Source organism: Methylotenera mobilis 13 (genome assembly GCF_000384255.1).
Lineage (GTDB): Bacteria > Pseudomonadota > Gammaproteobacteria > Burkholderiales > Methylophilaceae > Methylotenera > Methylotenera mobilis_B.
The window spans coordinates 2,628,097-2,647,708 of record NZ_KB913035.1 but is presented as its reverse complement, the minus strand read 5'-3'; the positions used below and the strand labels follow the sequence as shown (position 1 = coordinate 2,647,708).

Genomic DNA, 19,612 nt, shown 5'->3' with positions numbered 1-19,612 from the left:
TTTAAGAAAATTAAGTAAAGGTAATAAACGTGGCTCGTCAAACCCCTATTAATCGCTATCGTAACATTGGTATTTCTGCTCACATCGATGCAGGTAAAACAACTACGACAGAGCGTATTTTATTTTATACAGGCGTTAATCATAAGATTGGTGAAGTGCATGATGGCGCTGCAACCATGGACTGGATGGAGCAAGAACAAGAGCGTGGTATTACCATTACTTCTGCTGCTACTACCTGCTTCTGGAAAGGTATGGCTGGTCAATTTGATCAACATCGCATCAACATTATTGATACCCCAGGCCACGTTGACTTTACGATTGAAGTAGAGCGTTCAATGCGTGTGCTTGATGGTGCATGTATGGTTTACTGTGCGGTAGGTGGTGTGCAGCCACAATCAGAGACTGTATGGCGTCAAGCTAACAAGTACAAGGTGCCACGCTTAGCGTTCGTTAACAAAATGGACCGTGCTGGTGCTAACTTCTTCAAAGTGTATGATCAAATGCGTGCACGTTTGAAAGCTAACCCTGTGCCTTTACAAGTGCCAATCGGTGCTGAAGAAAAGTTCGAAGGCGTTGTTGACTTAATCAAAATGAAAGCTATCTTCTGGGACGAAGCATCTCAAGGTATGAAGTTTGATTACCGTGATATCCCTGCTGATTTGCAGGCTGATTGCGACAAATGGCGCGAAAACATGGTTGAAGCTGCGGCTGAAGCCAGTGAAGAGCTGATGAACAAATACCTTGAAGAGGGTGAGTTGTCTGAAGCTGACATTCTGTTAGGTTTGCGTACACGTACTATTGCTTCTGAAATCGTACCGATGATGTGTGGTTCAGCATTCAAAAACAAAGGTGTGCAAGCGATGTTGGATAAGGTGATCGAATTGATGCCTGCGCCAACTGATATTCCAGACACAAAAGCAGAAGACGAAGATGGTAATGAAATCCGTTTGAAGGCTTCAGATGATGAGAAATTCTCAGCATTAGCATTCAAAATCATGACTGACCCGTTTGTTGGTCAATTGATCTTCTTCCGCGTGTACTCAGGTGTGGTTAATGCTGGTGATACAGTGTACAACCCACTCAAAGGTAAAAAAGAGCGTATCGGCCGTATCGTGCAAATGCATGCTAACAACCGTGTGCCTATTGAAGAGGTTCGCGCAGGTGACATTGCAGCTGCGGTTGGTTTGAAAGAAGCGACGACTGGTGATACTTTATGTGCGTTAGGTACTGAAATTATCCTAGAGCGTATGATTTTCCCAGAGCCAGTGATTCACGTTGCTGTAGAGCCAAAAACTAAAGCTGACCAAGAAAAAATGGGTGTTGCTTTGAACCGTTTGGCACAAGAAGATCCTTCATTCCGTGTTAAAACTGATGAGGAAACTAACCAAACCATTATTTCTGGTATGGGTGAGTTGCACTTGGAGATTTTGGTTGACCGTATGCGTCGTGAGTTCAACGTTGAAGCTAACGTTGGTGCACCACAAGTTGCTTATCGTGAAGCGATTAAGAAATCTGTTGAGGTTGAAGGTAAGTTTGTTAAACAATCTGGCGGTAAAGGTCAGTATGGTCATGTTTGGTTGAAAATGGAACCAAATGAAGCTGGTAAAGGCTTTGAGTTCATTGACCAAATTAAAGGCGGTACTGTGCCACGTGAATTCATCCCTGCGGTTGAAAAAGGTTTACGTGAGACAATTCCTTCAGGTATCTTGGCTGGCTTCCCAGTGGTTGACGTTAAGGTTACTTTGTTTGATGGTTCATACCATGACGTTGACTCTAACGAGAACGCGTTTAAGATGGCTGCATCAATCGGTTTCAAAGATGGTATGCGTAAAGCTGACCCGATCTTGCTTGAGCCTATGATGGCTGTTGAGGTGGAAACGCCTGAAGACTACATGGGTGATGTAATGGGTGACTTGTCTTCACGCCGCGGTATGATTCAAGGCATGGAAGATACTGCATCAGGTAAAGTGATTCGTGCAGAAGTGCCGTTGGCAGAGATGTTCGGTTACTCAACTGTTGTGCGTTCACTTTCACAAGGTCGCGCTAGTTACAGCATGGAATTCAAGCACTACACAGAAGCACCAAGAAACGTGGCTGATGCCATTATTAATAAAAAATAGTCCATCACTAATTAATTTTAAAGTTTAGATAAAAGGAAATAATCATGGCAAAAGGTAAATTTGAGCGGACCAAGCCGCACGTTAACGTAGGCACGATTGGCCACGTTGACCATGGTAAGACAACACTAACAGCAGCGATCACCACTGTATTGACAAAAAAATACGGCGGCGAAGCTAAAGCGTACGACCAAATTGACGCAGCACCAGAAGAAAAAGCACGTGGTATTACCATTAACACAGCACACGTTGAGTACGAAACAGCAACACGTCACTACGCACACGTAGACTGCCCAGGCCATGCTGACTATGTTAAAAACATGATCACAGGCGCAGCACAAATGGACGGCGCGATCTTGGTATGTTCAGCAGCTGACGGCCCTATGCCACAAACGCGTGAGCATATCTTGTTAGCACGTCAAGTTGGCGTACCATACATCGTAGTGTTCCTAAACAAAGCAGACATGGTAGATGATCCTGAATTGTTAGAACTCGTTGAAATGGAAGTGCGTGACTTGCTAAGCAAATACGACTTCCCAGGCGACGACACACCAATCATCAAAGGCTCAGCAAAACTAGCCCTTGAAGGTGACCAATCAGAAATCGGCGAACCAGCAATCTTCCGCTTAGCAGAAGCATTAGACAGCTACATCCCAATGCCAGAGCGCGCAATCGACGGCACATTCCTAATGCCAGTAGAAGACGTATTCTCTATCTCAGGCCGTGGTACTGTGGTAACAGGTCGTATCGAGCGCGGTATCGTTAAAGTTGGTGACGAGATCGAAATCGTAGGTATCAAAGACACACTAAAAACAACATGTACAGGCGTGGAAATGTTCCGCAAATTGCTAGACCAAGGTCAAGCAGGCGACAACGTAGGCGTATTGCTACGTGGTACAAAACGTGAAGAAGTTGAACGTGGCCAAGTATTGGCAAAAGCTGGTTCTATCAAACCACACACAAAATTCACAGCAGAAATCTACGTGTTGGGTAAAGATGAAGGTGGTCGTCACACACCATTCTTCCAAGGTTACCGTCCACAATTCTACTTCCGTACCACAGACGTTACTGGTGCAGTTGAATTGCCAGAAGGTACAGAAATGGTAATGCCAGGCGACAACGTATCAATCACAGTAACATTGATTGCCCCAATCGCGATGGAAGAAGGCTTACGCTTCGCTATCCGTGAAGGTGGTCGTACTGTTGGTGCTGGTGTGGTAGCTAAGATTATCGAGTAATTTTTGTAGTTAAATCAAACGGCAGGGTGAACCCTGCCGTTTCGCTCTTTTGAAAGGCAGTAAAATGACAAACCAAAAAATCCGTATCCGTCTTAAAGCTTTTGATTATCGTTTGATTGATCAGTCAGCTCAAGAAATCGTAGAAACTGCCAAACGTACTGGCGCTGTTGTAAAAGGTCCAGTGCCATTACCAACACGTATCGAGCGTTTTGATATTTTACGTTCACCACACGTAAACAAAACTTCACGTGACCAATTCGAAATTCGTACCCATCAACGTTTAATGGACATTGTGGATCCAACTGATAAAACAGTAGATGCATTAATGAAGTTAGATTTGCCTGCTGGTGTGGATGTTGAAATTAAGTTGTAAAAACTTAAGTAGTAAAATCTTGTTGTAAAAAAAACTGAGGTTCGGTATAATCCGGCCTCTTTCACAGAAGTCGGTCAATTGTAATCGACTTTTTAACTAAAATATAAGGAAACGATCATGAGCTTAGGGCTTATTGGTCGCAAAGTGGGTATGACCCGCGTGTTTACTGAGGATGGCGCAAGCGTTCCGGTAACCGTGTTGGAAGTTGTACCTAACCGCGTGACACAGATCAAGACGACCGCAAGCGATGGCTATACTGGCCTTCAAGTAGCTTACGGCACACGTCGTGCCAGCCGTATCAACAAAGCTTTGACTGGGCATTATGCTAAGTCAGGCTCTGCTGCAGGTGCTGGTATTCATGAATTCTCAGTCGGTGACGACGTTCTAGCTAATTACACACCTGGTGCAAATATCACAGTTGATATTTTCCAAGTGGGTCAGAAAGTTGACGTTACTGGCACATCTTTAGGTAAGGGCTTTGCTGGGGCGATTAAGCGTCACCACTTTAGTTCTAACCGTGCTTCTCATGGTAACTCACGTTCACATAACGTACCTGGTTCTATCGGTATGGCGCAAGATCCTGGTCGTGTTTTCCCAGGTAAGCGTATGCCTGGTCATTTGGGTGCTGTTAAGGTGACTACGCAGAATCTAGAAATCGTTCGCGTTGATGTAGAGCGTAACTTGCTATTGATTAAAGGTGCAATCCCTGGCTCTAAAGGTGGTGACGTTGTTGTACGTCCAGCCATTAAAGAGAAGGCTACTAAAGCACAGGGAGGTTCTAAATAATGGAACTTAAGCTAATAGATAAAAATGGTAAGCCAGCTAAAAAAGGCGTGACTGTATCTGAAGATACATTTGGTCGCGAATTTAATGAAGCGTTGGTTCATCAAGTTGTGGTTGGTTACATGGCTAATGCTCGTACTGCTACACGTGCTCAAAAGGGCCGTGACACAGTTGCGCATACGACACATAAACCTTATGCACAAAAAGGTACTGGTAATGCTCGTGCAGGTATGAGCTCAAGTCCTATTTGGCGCGGAGGTGGTCGTGCATTCCCTAATTCACCTAATGAAAACTTCAGCCATAAAGTAAACCGTAAGGCTTACCGTGCTGGCATGCAAACAATCTTGTCTGAACTTGTTCGTCAAGAGCGTTTAAGTGTAGTTGAAGAGTTTTCTGTTGATACGCCAAAAACAAAAGCGTTGGCAGAGAAAATCAAGGGTATGGGTTATGCAGGTGGCGTGTTAGTGCTAACTGATAGCTTTAATGAGAACTTATATTTATCTTCACGTAACTTAACTAACGTAATGGTGGTTGAAGCGCAATTTGCTGACCCAGTTAGCTTGGTTCGCTTCCCTAATGTAGTTGCTACAGAAGCTGCAGTGAAGAAACTTGAGGAGATGCTAGCATGATGAGCGCTATTACTAAAACTCAAGACCGTTTATTGCAAGTGATTTTAGCTCCGCAAATCACCGAAAAGGCAACTTACATTGCTGACAAGCATCAGCAAATCGCATTTAAAGTGCGTACTGATGCAACTAAACCAGAAATCAAAGCGGCTGTTGAGCTTGTTTTTAAAGTTGAAGTTGCTAGTGTTGCTGTTATTAATGTTGGCGGTAAAACTAAACGCGCTGGCAAAAATATGGGCAAGCGTAAAGACTGGAAAAAAGCTTATGTGAGCTTGAAACCAGGCCAAGAAATTAACTTCGCAGCGGGCGAATAAGGAGAGAAGATATGGCATTAGTTAAAGTCAAACCAACTTCCCCCGGCCGTCGTGGTGTACTAAAGGTGGTTACACCTGATTTGTACAAGGGTAAACCTCACGCACCGCTGTTGGAAAGTCAAAGCAAAAACGCAGGCCGTAATAACAACGGTCATATTACAACGCGTCATCAAGGTGGTGGTCATAAACAGCATTACCGTTTAATCGACTTCCGTCGTAATAAAGATGGCATTCCGGCGAAAGTGGAGCATATTGAATATGATCCAAATCGTACAGCACACATTGCTTTGCTTTGTTACGCTGATGGTGAGCGTCGTTATATTATTGCACCACGCGGCATTGCTGCAGGCGCGCAATTAATCAGTGGTTCAGATGCACCTATTAAAGTGGGTAACGCAATGCCATTGCGTAACATTCCAGTTGGTAGCACGATCCATTGTATCGAGTTGCAACCTGGTAAAGGTGCGCAGTTGGCGCGTTCAGCTGGTACTTCTGTGCAATTACTTGCACGTGAAGGTAGCTACGCTCAATTACGTTTACGTTCTGGTGAAGTTCGCCGCGTACACGTAGATTGCAAAGCAACTTTAGGTGAAGTGGGCAATGAAGAGCATTCACTACGTTCAATCGGTAAGGCTGGTGCGATGCGCTGGCGTGGTGTTCGTCCAACCGTACGCGGTGTGGTAATGAACCCGGTTGATCACCCTCACGGTGGTGGTGAAGGTAAAACAGCTGCTGGTATGAATCCAGTGAGCCCATGGGGTGTTAAAACTAAGGGTTACCGTACACGTAGCAGCAAACGTACGGATAATATGCGCGTTAGTCGTCGTCCAAGGAATGTAAGGTAATCATATGGCACGTTCACTTAAAAAAGGTCCATTTATTGATGGTCATTTGGCGAAAAAAGTAGAAGTTGCTGCGGCAACTCGCGATCGTAAACCAATTAAAACTTGGTCACGTCGTTCTACAATTTTCCCAGATTTTATCGGTCTTACTATTGCAATTCATAATGGTAAGCAACACATTCCAGTGTTGATTTCTGAAAACATGGTAGGTCACAAGCTTGGTGAATTTGCGTTAACACGTACATTCAAAGGGCATGCAGCCGACAAGAAAGCTAAGAAGTAGGAGCTGAATTATGCAAGTATCTGCAATATTAAAAGGTGTGCATCTCTCTCCGCAAAAAGCTAGATTGGTGGCAGACCTTGTTCGTGGCAAGAAAGTGGATCACGCACTTAACATTTTGAATTTCACACCTAAAAAAGGTGCTGAGATCATCAAGAAAGTTGTTGAGTCTGCAATCGCTAATGCTGAACATAACAATGGCGCTGATATCGACGAATTGAAAGTTACTTCAATTTATGTTGATAAAGGCATTGTGCTTAAACGTATTCGTCCGCGTGCAAAAGGTCGTGCGGGTCGTATTACTAAACCAACCTGTCACATTCATGTGACTGTCGGTAACTAAGGGATAATCATGGGTCAGAAAATTAATCCAATTGGTTTCCGTCTGAGCGTTCAAAAGAACTGGGCCTCACGTTGGTATGCCAATAGTAAGAACTTCCCTGCGATGTTGCAAAGCGACATCAAAGTGCGCGAGTTTTTGAATAAGAAGCTAGCAAGTGCTGCAGTTAGTCGTATTATGATTGAGCGCCCAGCTAAAAATGCAAAGATCACTATTTACAGTGCACGCCCAGGCGTTGTTATCGGTAAAAAAGGTGAAGACATTGAGTCATTACGTGCTTCATTGCAAGGTTTGATGGGCGTTCCAGTTCATTTGAACATTGAAGAAGTGCGTAAGCCAGAGCTTGATGCTACTTTGATTGCACAATCAATTGCGCAACAACTTGAAAAACGTGTGATGTTCCGTCGTGCTATGAAGCGTGCTATGCAAAATGCAATGCGCTTAGGTGCACAAGGTATCAAAATCATGAGTTCAGGTCGTTTGAATGGTATCGAAATCGCACGTACTGAGTGGTATCGTGAAGGTCGTGTGCCATTACATACATTGCGTGCTGATATTGATTACGGTGTAGCTGAAGCTTCAACAACATACGGCATCATTGGTATCAAAGTATGGGTATTCAAAGGTGAAATTTTTGCAGGTAATGCTCAAGCTGCGCAAGCTGCTGTAGCACCAGCTGCGGAACCTGAAAAAAGAGTAAGAAAGGCGAGGGCTAAAGATGCTACAACCGTCTAGACAAAAATACCGCAAGATGCAAAAAGGCCGTAATAAAGGCATTGCAACGACGGGTAATAAAGTAAGTTTTGGTGATTTCGGTTTAAAGGCGATTGGTCGTGGACGTTTGACAGCTCGTCAAATTGAAGCAGCACGTCGCGTGATGACTCGTCACATTAAACGTGGTGGTCGCGTATGGATTCGTATTTTCCCAGACCAACCAATTTCTAAAAAACCTGCAGAAGTACGTATGGGTAACGGTAAAGGTAGTACAGAGTACTACGTAGCTCAAATCCAACCAGGTAAAATGTTATACGAGATGGACGGTGTTAGCGAAGAGCTAGCGCGTGAAGCGTTCCGTTTGGCAGCTGCTAAGCTACCAATCGAGACGACATTCATGACACGCCAACTTGGTAGTTAAGGACAAGGAAGCTAATATGAAAGCAACCGATTTAAGAGCAAAAAGCGTTGAAGAGCTGAATGCAGAGTTAATTGAATTACGCCGTGCGCAATTCTCTCTACGTATGCAAGTGGCTACTCAGCAATTAAATAAAGTAGATCAGCTAGGTAAAGTACGCAAAGATGTAGCGCGTGTTAAGACTGTGTTAGCTGAGAAAGCAAAGCAGGCATAATATGACCGATACAACAAAAGTGGTTCGTAGTCTTACTGGCCGTGTAGTTAGCGACAAGATGGACAAAACTGTTACTGTGTTAGTTGAGCGTAAAGTTAAACATCCTTTGATCGGTAAAGTGGTTCGCCAATCAAAGAAATTTCACGCACACGATGAAACAAACAGTTGTAAAGAAGGTGATTTGGTGACTATCGTTGAAAGTCGTCCATTATCAAAAACCAAAACTTGGGTAGTTAAACAAGCCTAAGTGAATTATTGCGCAATTACCGTTAAAAGTAATTGCGCAATCGTTTTAAGCTGTATATAATGTTTTGTTTTTCGGCGAGCGACTTTCATTAGTCATAAAGCTCTCGCCCCAATACTGACCGTGGTCTGTCGGCCTACATAGTTTTTAACTATAAATGGCCGGTGTTGGTTTTTACGGATTAAGTTGGAGATTACTCTCATGATTCAAATGCAATCTCGGCTAGAAGTTGCCGACAACACTGGTGCACGCTCTGTGCAATGCATCAAGGTGTTAGGTGGCTCTAAACGTCGTTACGCTGGTATTGGCGATATCATTAAGGTGAGCATTAAAGATGCTGCGCCTCGTGGTCGCGTTAAAAAAGGCGAAGTGTACAGTGCGGTTGTTGTGCGTACTGCTAAAGGTGTTCGTCGTCCAGATGGCTCTTTGGTTAAGTTCGACGGTAATGCAGCTGTGTTGTTAAATAACAAGCTCGAACCGATTGGCACGCGTATTTTTGGGCCAGTGACTCGTGAATTACGTTCAGAAAAATTCATGAAAATCGTTTCATTAGCGCCAGAAGTTTTGTAGGAGCTCACATGAATAAAATTCGCAAGGGTGATCAAGTCATCCTGAATACAGGTAAAGATAAAGGTAAGCAAGGTACAGTGTTAAGTATTCTTGATTCAGGTCACGTTGTTGTAGAGGGTCTTAACTTAGTTAAGAAACATGCAAAACCAAACCCGATGAAGGGTATCGCTGGTGGCATTATTGCTAAAGAGATGCCAGTTGACATCTCAAACGTTGCTTTATTTAACAGTGCGACCCAAAAAGGTGATCGCGTAGGCTTTAAGACATTAGAAGATGGTCGCAAAATTCGCGTATTCAAATCTAATGGCGAAGCAGTTGACGCATAGGAAGAATAATGGCGCGTTTAAAACAATACTATAAAGACTCAGTTGTTAAGTCATTGACTGAGCAATTTGGTTACACTTCTGTGATGCAAGTGCCTCGCATTGAAAAAATCACACTTAATATGGGTGTTGGTGAGGCTGTTGCAGATAAAAAAGTGATGGAGCATGCTGTTGGTGATATGGAAAAAATTGCTGGTCAAAAAGCAATTGTAACCAAAGCTAAGAAATCAGTGGCTTCATTTAAGATTCGTGATGATTATCCTGTTGGATGTAAAGTTACTTTGCGTCGTGAACGCATGTACGAGTTTTTGGATCGCTTAGTAACAGTGGCTATTCCTCGTATCCGTGACTTCCGTGGTATTTCTGCTAAGTCTTTTGATGGTCGTGGAAACTATAACATGGGCGTTAAAGAGCAGATAATTTTCCCTGAAATTGAATACGATAAAATCGATGCAATTCGTGGGATGAATATCACTATTACTACTACTGCGAAAACTGATGAAGAAGCAAAAGCATTACTTGCTGCATTCAGTTTCCCTTTCAGAGGTTAAGATATGGCTAAAACCTGTATGACAGAGCGCGAAATCAAACGCCGCGCAACTGTAAGTAAATTTGCTGCAAAACGTGCGGCACTTGAAGCTGCAATGAATGATGTTAATGCTACTGCTGAAAGCCGTTTTGAAGCGCGTATGAAATTCCAAGCGCTTCCACGTAACTCGAGCCCAGTGCGTCTTCGTAATCGTTGTGCTTTAACTGGTCGCCCACGTGGTGTGTTTAGTAAATTTGGTATTGCGCGTAGTAAGTTGCGTGATTTAATGATGAGTGGCCAAGTGCCAGGCGTCACCAAAGCTAGCTGGTAATAGGGGAATAGATCTATGAGTATGAGTGATCCAATTGCCGATATGTTGACTCGCATTCGTAATGCGCAGATGGTCAATAAAGCGGTTGTAACTATGCCTTCTTCTAATGTTAAGTCAGCTATCGCTAGCGTTCTTAAAGATGAAGGTTATATCGAAGACTTTGCTGTGCAGACAGAAGGTAATAAAGCAACGTTAAACATTAGTCTTAAATACTACGCAGGTCGTCCAGTAATTGAACGAATCCAGCGTATCAGTAAGCCTGGTTTGCGTGTGTACAAAGGAAGTCAAGAGATTCCTAAGGTAATGAATGGCCTTGGTGTGACAATTATGTCTACATCTAAGGGTGTAATGACAGATCGTAAAGCTCAAGCTGCCGGTATCGGTGGTGAAGTGCTGTGCGTAGTGGCTTAAGGAGAAGCAAATGTCACGTGTTGCTAAAAATCCAGTAGCTATCCCTGCTAAAGTTGAAGTTGTCTTAAGCGCTGATGCAATTAATGTTAGTGGTCCATTAGGTAAATTGACACAGTCTTTGACTGGTGCAGTTTTGCTAAAACGTGAAGGTGAGACTATCACTTTTGCAGCGGCTAACGATGCTCAGCATTCTCAAGCAATGTCAGGTACGCTACGTGCCTTAGTTGCTAACATGGTTAAAGGTGTTTCAGAAGGCTTTACACGTAAGCTGACGCTAGTTGGCGTTGGTTACAAAGCTGCTGCACAAGGCGCTATGTTGAATTTGGAATTAGGCTATTCACATCCGATCAACCACAAAATGCCAGAAGGCGTTACTGTTGCTACACCTACACCAACTGAAGTTGTGTTAACTGGTGTTGATAAACAGGTTATTGGTCAAGTTGCTGCACAGATTCGCGCTTACCGTGCACCAGAGCCATATAAAGGCAAGGGTGTTCGTTATGCTGATGAAGTTGTTGTAATTAAAGAAACCAAAAAGAAATAAGGCTTAAAAAATGAACAACGTAAATAATCGCTTGCGTCGTGCACGTAAAACCCGTGCCAAAATTGCAGAGCTAAAAGTTACTCGTTTGAGTGTGCACCGTACTAATACGCACATTTACGCGCAAATTATTGCCGGTACTGGTGATAAAGTGATCGTTAGCGCTTCTACAGTAGAAGCTGAAGTTCGCAAAAACATCAAAAATGGTGGCAACGTTGAAGCTGCTACAGCAATTGGTAAATTAATTGCTGAAAAAGCGATCAAGGCTGGTGTAACTACTGTTGCTTTTGATCGTTCTGGTTACAAATATCATGGTCGTATTAAAGCGTTGGCTGATGCCGCACGTGAAAACGGCTTGTCCTTCTAATTGGTCTGATTGCTAAAGAGGTTAATGATGGCAAAAGAAATTGAACAGCAACAGCAGCAGACTGATGGTTTGCGCGAAAAAATGATTGCAGTTAATCGTGTAAGTAAAACGGTTAAAGGTGGTCGTATTATGAGTTTTGCCGCACTTACAGTGGTAGGTGATGGTGACGGTGCTGTAGGTATGGGTAAAGGTAAAGCACGTGAAGTTCCAGTTGCAGTGCAAAAAGCAATGGATGAAGCGCGCCGCGGTATGTTAAAAATTAACTTAACAAACGGTACTTTGCATCATGCAGTTACAGGTGTTCACGGTGCTGCTAAAGTATTTATTCAACCAGCTTCTGAAGGTACTGGTATTATCGCCGGTGGTGCAATGCGCGCTATTTTCGAAGTAATGGGTGTGACTAACGTTGTAGCAAAATGTATTGGTTCAACCAATCCTTACAACTTGGTTCGCGCTACATTGAACGGTTTAGAGTCAATGAATACACCAGCGGAAATCGCAGCTAAACGCGGTAAATCAGTTGAAGAAATTAGAGGCTAATCATGGCTAAAGCAAAAAAAGATGCATCAGGCATTAAAGTAACTCTTGTTAAAAGTGTTATTGGTCGTATTGAGGCGCATAAAGCTACCGTTAGAGGTTTAGGCTTGCGTCGCATGCACCATACAGTTGAATTACAAGATACTCCGGCAATTCGCGGTATGATCAATACCGTTGGCTATCTATTAAAGGTAGAGGGATAATGCAATTAAATACGATTAAGCCTGCAGAAGGCTCGAAAAAAGAACGTCGCCGTGTTGGTCGTGGTATTGGTTCTGGTTTAGGTAAAACAGCTGGTCGTGGTCATAAAGGTCAAAAATCACGTACTGGTGGTTTTCATAAAGTTGGCTTTGAAGGCGGTCAGATGCCTATCCAACGCCGTCTACCAAAACGTGGCTTTAAATCATTAACTAAAGCGAATACAGCACATGTGCGTACTAGTGAATTAGCTTTGATTCCTAATGAAGTGATTGACTTGTTGGCTTTAAAAGCAGCAAACATCGTTTCTGGTACAGTAACAAACGCTAAGATATTCTTATCAGGCGATGTCACTGCTAAGTACAGTATCCAAGGTTTGCTATTGACTAAAGGCGCTCGCGCTGCAGTTGAAGCTGCTGGTGGTAAAGTTTTAGAAGCTGCTTAAGAGTATATATCTTGGCACAAGAAGGCATATTAAAAACAGCGGCAAAAATGGGCGAACTTAAAAGTCGCCTATTGTTTGTCTTAGGTGCGTTAATCGTTTACCGTTTAGGTGCACATATTCCTGTTCCAGGTATTAACCCTGATGAACTTGCAAAGTTGTTTGCTTCACAAAGTGGTGGCATCTTGGGCATGTTTAACATGTTCTCGGGCGGCGCTTTGTCTAGATTTACTGTATTTGCATTAGGTATCATGCCTTACATTTCTGCATCTATTATCATGCAGTTAATGACAGCAGTGTCGCCTAAGCTAGAGCAGTTGAAAAAAGAAGGTGAAGCAGGCCGTAGAGCGATTACGAAATACACGCGTTATGGGACAGTCGTACTTGCTATGTTCCAGGCGTTAGGCATAGCGATTATGCTAGAAGGTCAGCCTAATCTTGTTTTTGATCCAGGCATGGCGTTTAGACTAACCGCTGTGATTACTTTAGTGTCAGGCACTATGTTCTTAATGTGGCTTGGTGAGCAGATTACAGAGCGTGGTATTGGTAACGGTATTTCTATCATCATTTTTGCAGGTATTGTTGCAGGTTTGCCAAGTGCAATCGGCTCAACTGCTGAAATGGTCAATACAGGTGCTTTTAGTATCCCGTTAGCATTTTTCTTGCTGATCGCTACTGTGCTAGTAACAGCTTTGGTCGTGTTTGTTGAACGTGGTCAACGTAAGATTACAGTTAACTACGCTAAGCGCCAAGTGGGTAATAAAGTGTATGGTGGTCAAACTACGCACTTACCTATGAAGTTAAATATGGCTGGTGTTATACCTCCAATTTTTGCCTCAAGCATCATTCTTTTTCCAGCTACTTTAGCAGGTTGGTTTGGTAGTAGTGAGAGTACATTTTGGCTAAAAGATGTAGCTGCGGCATTGTCACCTGGACAACCTATTTACATATTTTTGTTTGCTGCTGCAATTTTCTTCTTCTGTTTTTTCTACACAGCGTTACAGTTTAATCCTAAAGATACGGCTGATAATTTGAAGAAAAGTGGTGCTTTTGTTCCAGGTATTAGACCTGGTGATCAGACAGCAAAATATATTGATCGTATTATGGGCCGTTTGACACTAGTCGGTGCTGCTTATATTACCTTGGTCTGTTTGTTACCTGAGTTTTTGATTTTGAAATTTAATACGCCTTTCTATTTTGGTGGTACTTCTTTGTTGATTATAGTCGTTGTTACTATGGACTTTATGACACAGGTGCAGTCTCATTTGATGTCTCATCAATACGAGGGGTTGCTTAGAAAAGCTAATTTTAAAGGTAACGCACCGAGCGTTAAGTAATTGCAAGATGGCTAAGGAAGATAGAATTGAAATGCAAGGTGAGATTTTAGAGAATCTCCCCAATGCTACTTTCAGAGTTAAGTTGGAAAATGGTCATGTGGTTTTAGGCTATATTTCAGGAAAAATGCGTATGCACTACATTCGTATTTTGCCTGGTGATAAAGTCACCGTTGAGATGACGCCTTATGATTTATCTCGCGCGCGAATTACGTTCCGTGCAAAATAAATAATTAGCGTTGTAAGCATACAGTTTAGTTGTATTGGAGTGAAATATGAGAGTTCGTGCATCAGTAAAGGCTTTATGCCGTCATTGTAAAGTTGTTCGTCGTCGCGGCGTTGTGCGCATTATCTGCACAGATCCACGTCATAAACAACGTCAAGGTTAATTGATTAACCTCAATTATCCAAAATTAGTAAAGGCTTAGGCTGCATACTAATTTAAGTTGGTCAATATTTTGATTGATCAGAAGATTAGCTATTTGATAAAAAATGGTTTTCCTGTTAAAATCATCGGCTTTTTTAAAGCAAGTGAATCAGTAAGGCCTAATTTGGAGTAAAGTATGGCGCGTATTGCAGGGGTAAATATCCCGAATAACAAACACACTGAAATTGCTTTAACAGCAATTTATGGTATTGGACGTAACACTGCACAAAAGATTTGTCTTGCTGCTGGTGTTTTAGCAACTGCAAAAATTAAAGATCTGAATGATGCGGATGTTGAAAAGTTACGTGATGAAGTAGCGAAGTTCAAAGTTGAAGGTGACTTACGTCGCGAAGTTTCAATGAATATTAAACGTTTGATGGATTTAGGATGCTACAGAGGTGTCCGTCACCGTCGTGGATTGCCAGTTCGTGGTCAACGCACTAAAACTAATGCGCGTACTCGTAAAGGCCCAATCAAGGCAATTAAGCAGTCTAAGTAACCTATTTCTAGGCGCTTTATTGACGATCAATTGAGTGCTTTTAGATTTTAATGGTTGGAAGTTTACAATTTAAGTTAGATTTATTGGTAAGGAAAATGCAACATGGCAAAAGCTAATGTACGCGTAAGAAAAAAAGTTAAAAAGAATATTGCAGAGGGCATCGCCCACGTGCATGCATCTTTTAACAATACCATCATCACGATTACAGACCGTCAAGGCAATGCTTTGTCATGGGCTACATCTGGTGGTCAAGGTTTTAAAGGTTCACGTAAAAGTACTCCTTTTGCAGCGCAGGTTGCAGCTGAAGTTGCTGGTAAATCAGCTCAAGAGAACGGCGTGAAGAATTTAGAAGTGCGCATTAAAGGCCCAGGTCCAGGTCGTGAATCTGCTGTGCGCGCACTTAATGCAGCTGGTTTTAAAATTACCAGCATTACTGATGTGACGCCAGTGCCGCATAACGGTTGCCGTCCACCTAAAAAACGTCGCATCTAAGCGAAAAAGATTACTGGAGAACTATCTTGGCTAGAAATTTAGATCCTAAATGCCGTCAGTGCCGTCGCGAAGGCGAGAAGTTGTTTTTAAAAGCTGAAAAATGCTTTACTGATAAATGTGCAATTGAAAAACGTAACTTTCCACCCGGTCAACACGGTCAACGTCGTAATCAGCGTTTATCTGACTACGGTGTGCAATTGCGTGAGAAACAAAAAGTACGTCGTATCTACGGCGTTTTAGAAGCGCAGTTCCGTAGCTATTATGCAGAAGCTGATCGCAAAAAAGGTATTACTGGCGAGAACTTGCTTCAGTTGTTAGAGTGCCGTTTAGATAACGTCACTTACAGAATGGGTTTGGGCGGTTCACGTACGGAAGCACGTCAAATCGTTCGTCATAACAGCATTTTAGTAAATGGCAAGCGCGTTAATATTCCTTCATTCCAAGTTAAAGCTGGTGACGTTATTAGCGTAGCTGAAGCATCAAAAACGCAATTGCGTATTAAGAGTGCTTTAGAAGCTGCTGAGCAACGTGGTTTCCCAGAGTGGTTAGAGGTTGATGTTAAAGCTTTGAAAGGTACTTTTAAAGCTAAACCACAACGCGATGAGTTGCCACCAACCATCAATGAATCATTGGTAGTTGAGCTTTACTCTAAGTAATTAAGTTCTGATTAGATTATTGGTTAGCCCATGCGGTTAACCAATTTAATCACTCGTTCTTTATGTAAGTAACGAGCATATTAAAAAATTAAAGGTATAACTATGCAAAACAGTCCTACCGAGTATTTAAAGCCTCGCGTTGTAGATGTTGAGGTGTTATCTCCATTACGCGCACGTGTTACTTTAGAGCCTATGGAGCGTGGTTTTGGTTACACGCTTGGTAATGCATTACGTCGCGTTTTGCTTTCATCAATTCCAGGCTTCGCAATTACAGAAGTGAAAATTGATGGTGTAGTGCATGAGTACTCTACTTTAGATGGTGTTCAAGAAGATGTTGTTGATATCTTGCTTAACCTTAAAGGTGTAGCACTGAAATTAAACTCAAAATCAGAAACTATTCTGAAACTGAACAAATCTGTTGAAGGTGTTGTCACTGCGGCTGATTTCGAAACTGGTCATGATGCGGAAATCGTTAACCCTGATCATGTGATTGCACACCTTACAAAAGGTGGCAAACTGAACTTGGAAGTTAAAGTTGAAATTGGTCGTGGTTATCAACCTGTTCCAGTGCGTCAGAAATCTAATGATGAAGATCGTGTATTAGGCTTTATCATGGTGGATGCATCATTCAGTCCAATTAACAAAGTTAGCTACTATGTAGATAGCGCTCGTGTAGAGCAACGCACTGACTTGGATAAGTTGGTAATGGATGTTGAAACAAATGGTGTTATTGAGCCTGAACAAGCAATTCGTGATGCTGCCCGTATTTTGATGGGTCAGTTGTCAGTGTTTGCTGATTTAGAAGGTGCACCAAGTGAAGTTGAAGTTAAATCTGCTCCACAAGTTGATCCAGTACTGCTACGTCCGGTTGATGATTTAGAATTGACAGTTCGTTCAGCTAACTGCTTGAAGGCGGAAAATATATTTTACATCGGTGATTTGATTCAACGTACAGAGAATGAGTTGTTAAAAGCTCCTAATCTTGGCCGTAAATCATTGAATGAAATTAAAGATGTCTTAGCTACTCGTGGCTTGACATTAGGTATGAAATTAGAAAACTGGCCACCGGTTGGTTTAGAAAAAGCTTAATACAAGCTGATATTGAAGATATAGAAAACTTAAGGAATTACTATGCGTCACGGTAATAGCAATCGTAAATTAAATCGTACAAGCAGTCATCGTGCTGCAATGTTCCGTAACATGACAACATCTTTGTTGCGTCATGAAATCATCAAAACTACTTTGCCAAAAGCAAAAGAATTGCGTAAGTTTGCAGAGCCGTTAATTACGCTTAGTAAAACTGCAACTTTGGCAAACCGCCGTCTTGCTTTCGATCGTTTACGTGATCGTGACATTGTAGGTAAATTGTTTGCTGAGTTAGGCCCACGTTACCTAACACGTAATGGTGGTTATCTACGTATCTTGAAATGTGGTTTCCGCAACGGTGATAACGCGCCGATGGCTTTAGTGGAATTAGTTGATCGTCCAGATCCATCAACAGAGGCTGTTGTTTCAGAATAAGTTGCATAAGTTGTCTTAAAACTAAAAAACCAGCTAGATTGCTGGTTTTTTAGTTTTAAGCACTTGTGTTTACTTCATTTTTTTATCAATTGATTCGGTATTATTTGTGTGATGTGAGTTAAAACCGTCTCTGTATCAAATGGCCAAGCAAGCTCAGTATTCGTACCAATTACTTTTATCACTGGAATTTTTGTGCCATAGGCTTCCAGTAGTTGATCGTTATCTGCAATTTCAATTGAAATCCAACTAATGTCATAATCGTTCATTATGCTTTTTAGGGTTGCTTCTGCTTGCTCGCATAGGTGGCAGTGTGATGTAGTATAAAGATTGAGTTTTAACATGGTTTTTGTAGTTCCTATGATGGTATTAGCTACCGTTTCATTATGCTGATTAACTCATATTTTTTGCCGAATGATTCTATTTTTTATGAAAAATAAATCATAATGGCGTAGTAAATAAATAAAAATAGTATTGGGTCATTATGGCAGACATTCAAGAAACCAAAGAGAGTTTGAGCGAGAGCCTACAACAGGTAATATCGCTTCTTGAAAAGCATCGCTTGATTGAGAATATGGTTCACAACCAAGAGATGTCTAATCATGAACTGATAGAGTCTTTGGTACATAAGCAAAACCTTAATGAGCTACAAAAAAAATTAGAGTTCTTACATCCTGCAGACGTTGCATACATTCTAGAGGCTCTGCCTCTAGAGCAGCGTTTGGATGTTTGGGAGTTAGTAAAAGCTGATCGTGATGGCGAAATATTGCTTGAGGTGTCGGATGCTGTAAGGCAGACATTGATTGCTGACATGGACTCCGATGAGTTGCTGGCTGCGGCAGAGCAGCTAGATACGGATGAGCTTGCAGACTTAGCACCAGATTTACCAAAAGATGTGCTTCAGGACTTGATGGATAGCCTTGATGCGCAGAATCGAGCTCGTTTGCAATCGGCATTATCTTATTCGGATGACGCTGTTGGTTCGATTATGGATTTTGATATCGTTACGATACGTGAAGATATTACTTTGGAAGTAGCTTTGCGCTATATGCGTCGACTAGGTGGCTTGCCTGATCATACAGATAAATTGTTTGTCGTTGACCGTCATGATGTTTTGCATGGTGTGTTGCCATTGAAGCGACTAGTTGTGAGTGATCTTGATGCAAACGTCTCTGATGTTATGTCTGAAGATGCCGTTATATTTCATCCTGAAGATATAGCAGATGATGCAGCCAAGGCATTCGAGCGCTACGACTTGGTGACAGCACCTGTTGTTGATGAAAATGGTAAGTTGGTTGGTCGCGTCACAGTTGATGCCGTCATGGATTTGATTCGTGAAGAAGCTGAGAGCGATATGCTTTCAATGGCTGGTTTACGTGAGGAAGAGGACTTCTTTGCTTCGGTATGGAAATCTGTACAAAATAGATGGGCATGGCTTGCAATAAATTTGATTACCGCGCTTGTTGCCTCGCGAGTTATTGGGTTATTTGAGGGATCTATTGAGAAAATAGTAGCGCTGGCAGCACTGATGCCAATTGTTGCAGGTGTTGGCGGTAACTCTGGAAATCAAACAACGACAATGATTGTCCGTGGTTTAGCTTTAGGGCAGGTTGCCTCTCACAATATGAAGTCGCTCATTACTAAAGAGCTGGGTGTTGCTTTACTCAATGGTTTGCTGTGGGGAAGTGTGATTGGCGCTGTGGCTTATGCGTTATACGGAAGTTTCCCATTGGGCTTGGTGATGATGTCAGCAATGACGCTTAATCTATTGTTAGCGGCTTTGATGGGGGTCGTCATCCCGCTAATGATGAATAAGATAGGGCGTGATCCTGCTGTTGGTTCTAGTGTGCTGATTACAGCAATGACAGATAGTGGTGGATTTTTTATCTTTTTAGGACTGGCCACAATCTTTTTGATTTAATTCCTAGGCTTTT

The 19,612-nt window shown here is 42.3% G+C and carries 33 protein-coding genes; 32 read left to right on the top strand and 1 reads right to left on the bottom strand.

Translation table 11 applies throughout. From position 1 onward, the window contains the following. The first annotated feature begins 29 nt into the window (after positions 1-29). The 31 genes from fusA to rplQ all read left to right on the top strand — a co-directional run bounded on the left by fusA (position 30) and on the right by rplQ (position 17,681). A complete protein-coding gene (fusA, locus tag A391_RS0112710) occupies positions 30-2,120 on the top strand; it encodes an elongation factor G (RefSeq protein WP_019899757.1) in 2,091 nt (696 codons plus the stop codon). A 44-nt stretch (positions 2,121-2,164) separates the two neighbouring features. Continuing rightward, positions 2,165-3,355: an elongation factor Tu gene (tuf, locus tag A391_RS0112705; protein WP_019899756.1), complete on the top strand. Its 1,191-nt coding sequence runs from the start codon at positions 2,165-2,167 to the stop codon at positions 3,353-3,355. A 64-nt stretch (positions 3,356-3,419) separates the two neighbouring features. Then, the gene (rpsJ, locus tag A391_RS0112700) at positions 3,420-3,728 is read left to right on the top strand and encodes a 30S ribosomal protein S10 (protein WP_015831295.1); all 309 of its coding nucleotides are present in this window, start codon (positions 3,420-3,422) and stop codon (positions 3,726-3,728) included. A 117-nt stretch (positions 3,729-3,845) separates the two neighbouring features. Beyond that, a complete protein-coding gene (gene rplC, locus A391_RS0112695) occupies positions 3,846-4,514 on the top strand; it encodes a 50S ribosomal protein L3 (RefSeq protein WP_019899755.1) in 669 nt (222 codons plus the stop codon). After that, complete coding sequence (gene rplD, locus A391_RS0112690; protein WP_019899754.1) at positions 4,514-5,140, top strand: 50S ribosomal protein L4; 627 nt, start codon at positions 4,514-4,516, stop codon at positions 5,138-5,140. The genes rplC and rplD overlap by 1 nt, the downstream gene beginning before the upstream one ends. Beyond that, positions 5,137-5,451, top strand: coding sequence for a 50S ribosomal protein L23 (gene rplW, locus A391_RS0112685; RefSeq protein WP_019899752.1), 315 nt, complete (start codon positions 5,137-5,139; stop codon positions 5,449-5,451). Before rplD ends, rplW begins: the two co-directional genes overlap by 4 nt. 11 nt (positions 5,452-5,462) lie before the next feature. Further along, positions 5,463-6,296 (top strand): 50S ribosomal protein L2, encoded by an 834-nt coding sequence (gene rplB, locus A391_RS0112680; RefSeq protein ID WP_015831299.1) that lies wholly within the window; start codon positions 5,463-5,465, stop codon positions 6,294-6,296. Between the two features lie 4 nt (positions 6,297-6,300). Continuing rightward, entirely contained in the window at positions 6,301-6,576 is a 276-nt protein-coding gene (rpsS, locus tag A391_RS0112675) for a 30S ribosomal protein S19 (protein ID WP_015831300.1), read from the top strand. Positions 6,577-6,586: 10 nt separating this feature from the next. Next, a complete protein-coding gene (rplV, locus tag A391_RS0112670; protein WP_013147044.1) occupies positions 6,587-6,916 on the top strand; it encodes a 50S ribosomal protein L22 in 330 nt (109 codons plus the stop codon). A 9-nt stretch (positions 6,917-6,925) separates the two neighbouring features. Further along, positions 6,926-7,648: a 30S ribosomal protein S3 gene (rpsC, locus tag A391_RS0112665; RefSeq protein WP_019899751.1), complete on the top strand. Its 723-nt coding sequence runs from the start codon at positions 6,926-6,928 to the stop codon at positions 7,646-7,648. Then, positions 7,632-8,048, top strand: coding sequence for a 50S ribosomal protein L16 (rplP, locus tag A391_RS0112660; RefSeq protein ID WP_019899750.1), 417 nt, complete (start codon positions 7,632-7,634; stop codon positions 8,046-8,048). Before rpsC ends, rplP begins: the two co-directional genes overlap by 17 nt. A 16-nt stretch (positions 8,049-8,064) precedes the next feature. Next, positions 8,065-8,259 carry a 50S ribosomal protein L29 gene (gene rpmC / locus A391_RS0112655; RefSeq protein ID WP_019899748.1) on the top strand — a complete coding sequence of 65 codons (195 nt, stop codon included), beginning with the start codon at positions 8,065-8,067 and terminating at the stop codon, positions 8,257-8,259. A 1-nt stretch (position 8,260) separates the two neighbouring features. Continuing rightward, on the top strand, positions 8,261-8,506 hold the full coding sequence (gene rpsQ, locus A391_RS0112650) for a 30S ribosomal protein S17 (RefSeq protein WP_015831304.1): 246 nt from the start codon (positions 8,261-8,263) through the stop codon (positions 8,504-8,506). Between the two features lie 198 nt (positions 8,507-8,704). Further along, a complete protein-coding gene (rplN, locus tag A391_RS0112645; protein ID WP_015831305.1) occupies positions 8,705-9,073 on the top strand; it encodes a 50S ribosomal protein L14 in 369 nt (122 codons plus the stop codon). Positions 9,074-9,081: 8 nt separating this feature from the next. Continuing rightward, complete coding sequence (gene rplX / locus A391_RS0112640) at positions 9,082-9,399, top strand: 50S ribosomal protein L24 (RefSeq protein WP_019899747.1); 318 nt, start codon at positions 9,082-9,084, stop codon at positions 9,397-9,399. An 8-nt stretch (positions 9,400-9,407) separates the two neighbouring features. After that, complete coding sequence (gene rplE / locus A391_RS0112635; RefSeq protein ID WP_015831307.1) at positions 9,408-9,947, top strand: 50S ribosomal protein L5; 540 nt, start codon at positions 9,408-9,410, stop codon at positions 9,945-9,947. A gap of 3 nt (positions 9,948-9,950) precedes the next feature. Then, positions 9,951-10,256, top strand: a complete 306-nt coding sequence (rpsN, locus tag A391_RS0112630; protein ID WP_015831308.1) for a 30S ribosomal protein S14 — start codon at positions 9,951-9,953, stop codon at positions 10,254-10,256. Between the two features lie 15 nt (positions 10,257-10,271). Beyond that, positions 10,272-10,667 (top strand): 30S ribosomal protein S8, encoded by a 396-nt coding sequence (gene rpsH, locus A391_RS0112625; protein ID WP_019899743.1) that lies wholly within the window; start codon positions 10,272-10,274, stop codon positions 10,665-10,667. A gap of 10 nt (positions 10,668-10,677) precedes the next feature. Further along, positions 10,678-11,211: a 50S ribosomal protein L6 gene (rplF, locus tag A391_RS0112620; RefSeq protein WP_019899742.1), complete on the top strand. Its 534-nt coding sequence runs from the start codon at positions 10,678-10,680 to the stop codon at positions 11,209-11,211. A 10-nt stretch (positions 11,212-11,221) separates the two neighbouring features. Continuing rightward, on the top strand, positions 11,222-11,575 hold the full coding sequence (rplR, locus tag A391_RS0112615) for a 50S ribosomal protein L18 (RefSeq protein WP_015831311.1): 354 nt from the start codon (positions 11,222-11,224) through the stop codon (positions 11,573-11,575). Between the two features lie 27 nt (positions 11,576-11,602). Further along, the gene (gene rpsE, locus A391_RS0112610; RefSeq protein WP_015831312.1) at positions 11,603-12,115 is read left to right on the top strand and encodes a 30S ribosomal protein S5; all 513 of its coding nucleotides are present in this window, start codon (positions 11,603-11,605) and stop codon (positions 12,113-12,115) included. A 2-nt stretch (positions 12,116-12,117) separates the two neighbouring features. Further along, complete coding sequence (gene rpmD / locus A391_RS0112605; protein ID WP_019899741.1) at positions 12,118-12,315, top strand: 50S ribosomal protein L30; 198 nt, start codon at positions 12,118-12,120, stop codon at positions 12,313-12,315. Beyond that, positions 12,315-12,755 (top strand): 50S ribosomal protein L15, encoded by a 441-nt coding sequence (rplO, locus tag A391_RS0112600; RefSeq protein ID WP_019899740.1) that lies wholly within the window; start codon positions 12,315-12,317, stop codon positions 12,753-12,755. The genes rpmD and rplO overlap by 1 nt, the downstream gene beginning before the upstream one ends. An 11-nt stretch (positions 12,756-12,766) precedes the next feature. Then, positions 12,767-14,089 carry a preprotein translocase subunit SecY gene (gene secY, locus A391_RS0112595; RefSeq protein WP_019899739.1) on the top strand — a complete coding sequence of 441 codons (1,323 nt, stop codon included), beginning with the start codon at positions 12,767-12,769 and terminating at the stop codon, positions 14,087-14,089. Positions 14,090-14,096: 7 nt separating this feature from the next. Continuing rightward, the gene (gene infA, locus A391_RS0112590) at positions 14,097-14,315 is read left to right on the top strand and encodes a translation initiation factor IF-1 (RefSeq protein WP_015831316.1); all 219 of its coding nucleotides are present in this window, start codon (positions 14,097-14,099) and stop codon (positions 14,313-14,315) included. A gap of 46 nt (positions 14,316-14,361) precedes the next feature. Further along, positions 14,362-14,475, top strand: coding sequence for a 50S ribosomal protein L36 (gene rpmJ / locus A391_RS14380; protein ID WP_019899738.1), 114 nt, complete (start codon positions 14,362-14,364; stop codon positions 14,473-14,475). A gap of 174 nt (positions 14,476-14,649) precedes the next feature. Next, the gene (gene rpsM / locus A391_RS0112585; protein ID WP_019899736.1) at positions 14,650-15,012 is read left to right on the top strand and encodes a 30S ribosomal protein S13; all 363 of its coding nucleotides are present in this window, start codon (positions 14,650-14,652) and stop codon (positions 15,010-15,012) included. A gap of 102 nt (positions 15,013-15,114) precedes the next feature. Further along, positions 15,115-15,504, top strand: coding sequence for a 30S ribosomal protein S11 (gene rpsK / locus A391_RS0112580; protein WP_013147062.1), 390 nt, complete (start codon positions 15,115-15,117; stop codon positions 15,502-15,504). A gap of 26 nt (positions 15,505-15,530) precedes the next feature. Continuing rightward, the gene (gene rpsD, locus A391_RS0112575; protein ID WP_019899733.1) at positions 15,531-16,160 is read left to right on the top strand and encodes a 30S ribosomal protein S4; all 630 of its coding nucleotides are present in this window, start codon (positions 15,531-15,533) and stop codon (positions 16,158-16,160) included. 102 nt (positions 16,161-16,262) lie between these two features. Further along, positions 16,263-17,249 carry a DNA-directed RNA polymerase subunit alpha gene (locus A391_RS0112570; RefSeq protein WP_015831319.1) on the top strand — a complete coding sequence of 329 codons (987 nt, stop codon included), beginning with the start codon at positions 16,263-16,265 and terminating at the stop codon, positions 17,247-17,249. A gap of 42 nt (positions 17,250-17,291) precedes the next feature. Next, the gene (gene rplQ / locus A391_RS0112565) at positions 17,292-17,681 is read left to right on the top strand and encodes a 50S ribosomal protein L17 (protein ID WP_019899732.1); all 390 of its coding nucleotides are present in this window, start codon (positions 17,292-17,294) and stop codon (positions 17,679-17,681) included. Positions 17,682-17,755: 74 nt separating this feature from the next. On the opposite strand, the gene A391_RS0112560 is transcribed toward rplQ, so the two are convergent. Continuing rightward, positions 17,756-18,022, bottom strand: coding sequence for a glutaredoxin family protein (locus A391_RS0112560; protein ID WP_019899731.1), 267 nt, complete (start codon positions 18,020-18,022; stop codon positions 17,756-17,758). A 140-nt stretch (positions 18,023-18,162) separates the two neighbouring features. Between A391_RS0112560 and mgtE the strand changes: the two genes are divergently transcribed. Continuing rightward, on the top strand, positions 18,163-19,599 hold the full coding sequence (mgtE, locus tag A391_RS0112555; RefSeq protein ID WP_019899730.1) for a magnesium transporter: 1,437 nt from the start codon (positions 18,163-18,165) through the stop codon (positions 19,597-19,599). Positions 19,600-19,612: the final 13 nt, after the last annotated feature.

Excerpts from the sequence above, each read along its gene's own strand:
- infA (WP_015831316.1), top strand. The coding sequence starts at position 14,097 with ATGGCTAAGGAAGATAGAATTGAAATGCAAGGTGAGATTTTAGAGAAT.
- rpsC (WP_019899751.1), top strand. The coding sequence starts at position 6,926 with ATGGGTCAGAAAATTAATCCAATTGGTTTCCGTCTGAGCGTTCAAAAG.
- rplB (WP_015831299.1), top strand. The coding sequence starts at position 5,463 with ATGGCATTAGTTAAAGTCAAACCAACTTCCCCCGGCCGTCGTGGTGTA.
- rplO (WP_019899740.1), top strand. The coding sequence starts at position 12,315 with ATGCAATTAAATACGATTAAGCCTGCAGAAGGCTCGAAAAAAGAACGT.
- rpmJ (WP_019899738.1), top strand. The coding sequence starts at position 14,362 with ATGAGAGTTCGTGCATCAGTAAAGGCTTTATGCCGTCATTGTAAAGTT.
- rpsH (WP_019899743.1), top strand. The coding sequence starts at position 10,272 with ATGAGTATGAGTGATCCAATTGCCGATATGTTGACTCGCATTCGTAAT.
- rpsN (WP_015831308.1), top strand. The coding sequence starts at position 9,951 with ATGGCTAAAACCTGTATGACAGAGCGCGAAATCAAACGCCGCGCAACT.
- rpmC (WP_019899748.1), top strand. The coding sequence starts at position 8,065 with ATGAAAGCAACCGATTTAAGAGCAAAAAGCGTTGAAGAGCTGAATGCA.
- rpsS (WP_015831300.1), top strand. The coding sequence starts at position 6,301 with ATGGCACGTTCACTTAAAAAAGGTCCATTTATTGATGGTCATTTGGCG.
- rplQ (WP_019899732.1), top strand. The coding sequence starts at position 17,292 with ATGCGTCACGGTAATAGCAATCGTAAATTAAATCGTACAAGCAGTCAT.
- rplP (WP_019899750.1), top strand. The coding sequence starts at position 7,632 with ATGCTACAACCGTCTAGACAAAAATACCGCAAGATGCAAAAAGGCCGT.
- rpsQ (WP_015831304.1), top strand. The coding sequence starts at position 8,261 with ATGACCGATACAACAAAAGTGGTTCGTAGTCTTACTGGCCGTGTAGTT.
- rpsK (WP_013147062.1), top strand. The coding sequence starts at position 15,115 with ATGGCAAAAGCTAATGTACGCGTAAGAAAAAAAGTTAAAAAGAATATT.
- rplR (WP_015831311.1), top strand. The coding sequence starts at position 11,222 with ATGAACAACGTAAATAATCGCTTGCGTCGTGCACGTAAAACCCGTGCC.
- A391_RS0112560 (WP_019899731.1), bottom strand. The coding sequence starts at position 18,022 with ATGTTAAAACTCAATCTTTATACTACATCACACTGCCACCTATGCGAG.
- rplN (WP_015831305.1), top strand. The coding sequence starts at position 8,705 with ATGATTCAAATGCAATCTCGGCTAGAAGTTGCCGACAACACTGGTGCA.
- rplE (WP_015831307.1), top strand. The coding sequence starts at position 9,408 with ATGGCGCGTTTAAAACAATACTATAAAGACTCAGTTGTTAAGTCATTG.
- rplW (WP_019899752.1), top strand. The coding sequence starts at position 5,137 with ATGATGAGCGCTATTACTAAAACTCAAGACCGTTTATTGCAAGTGATT.
- rpsE (WP_015831312.1), top strand. The coding sequence starts at position 11,603 with ATGGCAAAAGAAATTGAACAGCAACAGCAGCAGACTGATGGTTTGCGC.
- tuf (WP_019899756.1), top strand. The coding sequence starts at position 2,165 with ATGGCAAAAGGTAAATTTGAGCGGACCAAGCCGCACGTTAACGTAGGC.
- mgtE (WP_019899730.1), top strand. The coding sequence starts at position 18,163 with ATGGCAGACATTCAAGAAACCAAAGAGAGTTTGAGCGAGAGCCTACAA.
- A391_RS0112570 (WP_015831319.1), top strand. The coding sequence starts at position 16,263 with ATGCAAAACAGTCCTACCGAGTATTTAAAGCCTCGCGTTGTAGATGTT.
- rpsJ (WP_015831295.1), top strand. The coding sequence starts at position 3,420 with ATGACAAACCAAAAAATCCGTATCCGTCTTAAAGCTTTTGATTATCGT.
- rpmD (WP_019899741.1), top strand. The coding sequence starts at position 12,118 with ATGGCTAAAGCAAAAAAAGATGCATCAGGCATTAAAGTAACTCTTGTT.
- rplV (WP_013147044.1), top strand. The coding sequence starts at position 6,587 with ATGCAAGTATCTGCAATATTAAAAGGTGTGCATCTCTCTCCGCAAAAA.
- rplC (WP_019899755.1), top strand. The coding sequence starts at position 3,846 with ATGAGCTTAGGGCTTATTGGTCGCAAAGTGGGTATGACCCGCGTGTTT.
- rplD (WP_019899754.1), top strand. The coding sequence starts at position 4,514 with ATGGAACTTAAGCTAATAGATAAAAATGGTAAGCCAGCTAAAAAAGGC.
- rpsM (WP_019899736.1), top strand. The coding sequence starts at position 14,650 with ATGGCGCGTATTGCAGGGGTAAATATCCCGAATAACAAACACACTGAA.
- rplF (WP_019899742.1), top strand. The coding sequence starts at position 10,678 with ATGTCACGTGTTGCTAAAAATCCAGTAGCTATCCCTGCTAAAGTTGAA.
- rplX (WP_019899747.1), top strand. The coding sequence starts at position 9,082 with ATGAATAAAATTCGCAAGGGTGATCAAGTCATCCTGAATACAGGTAAA.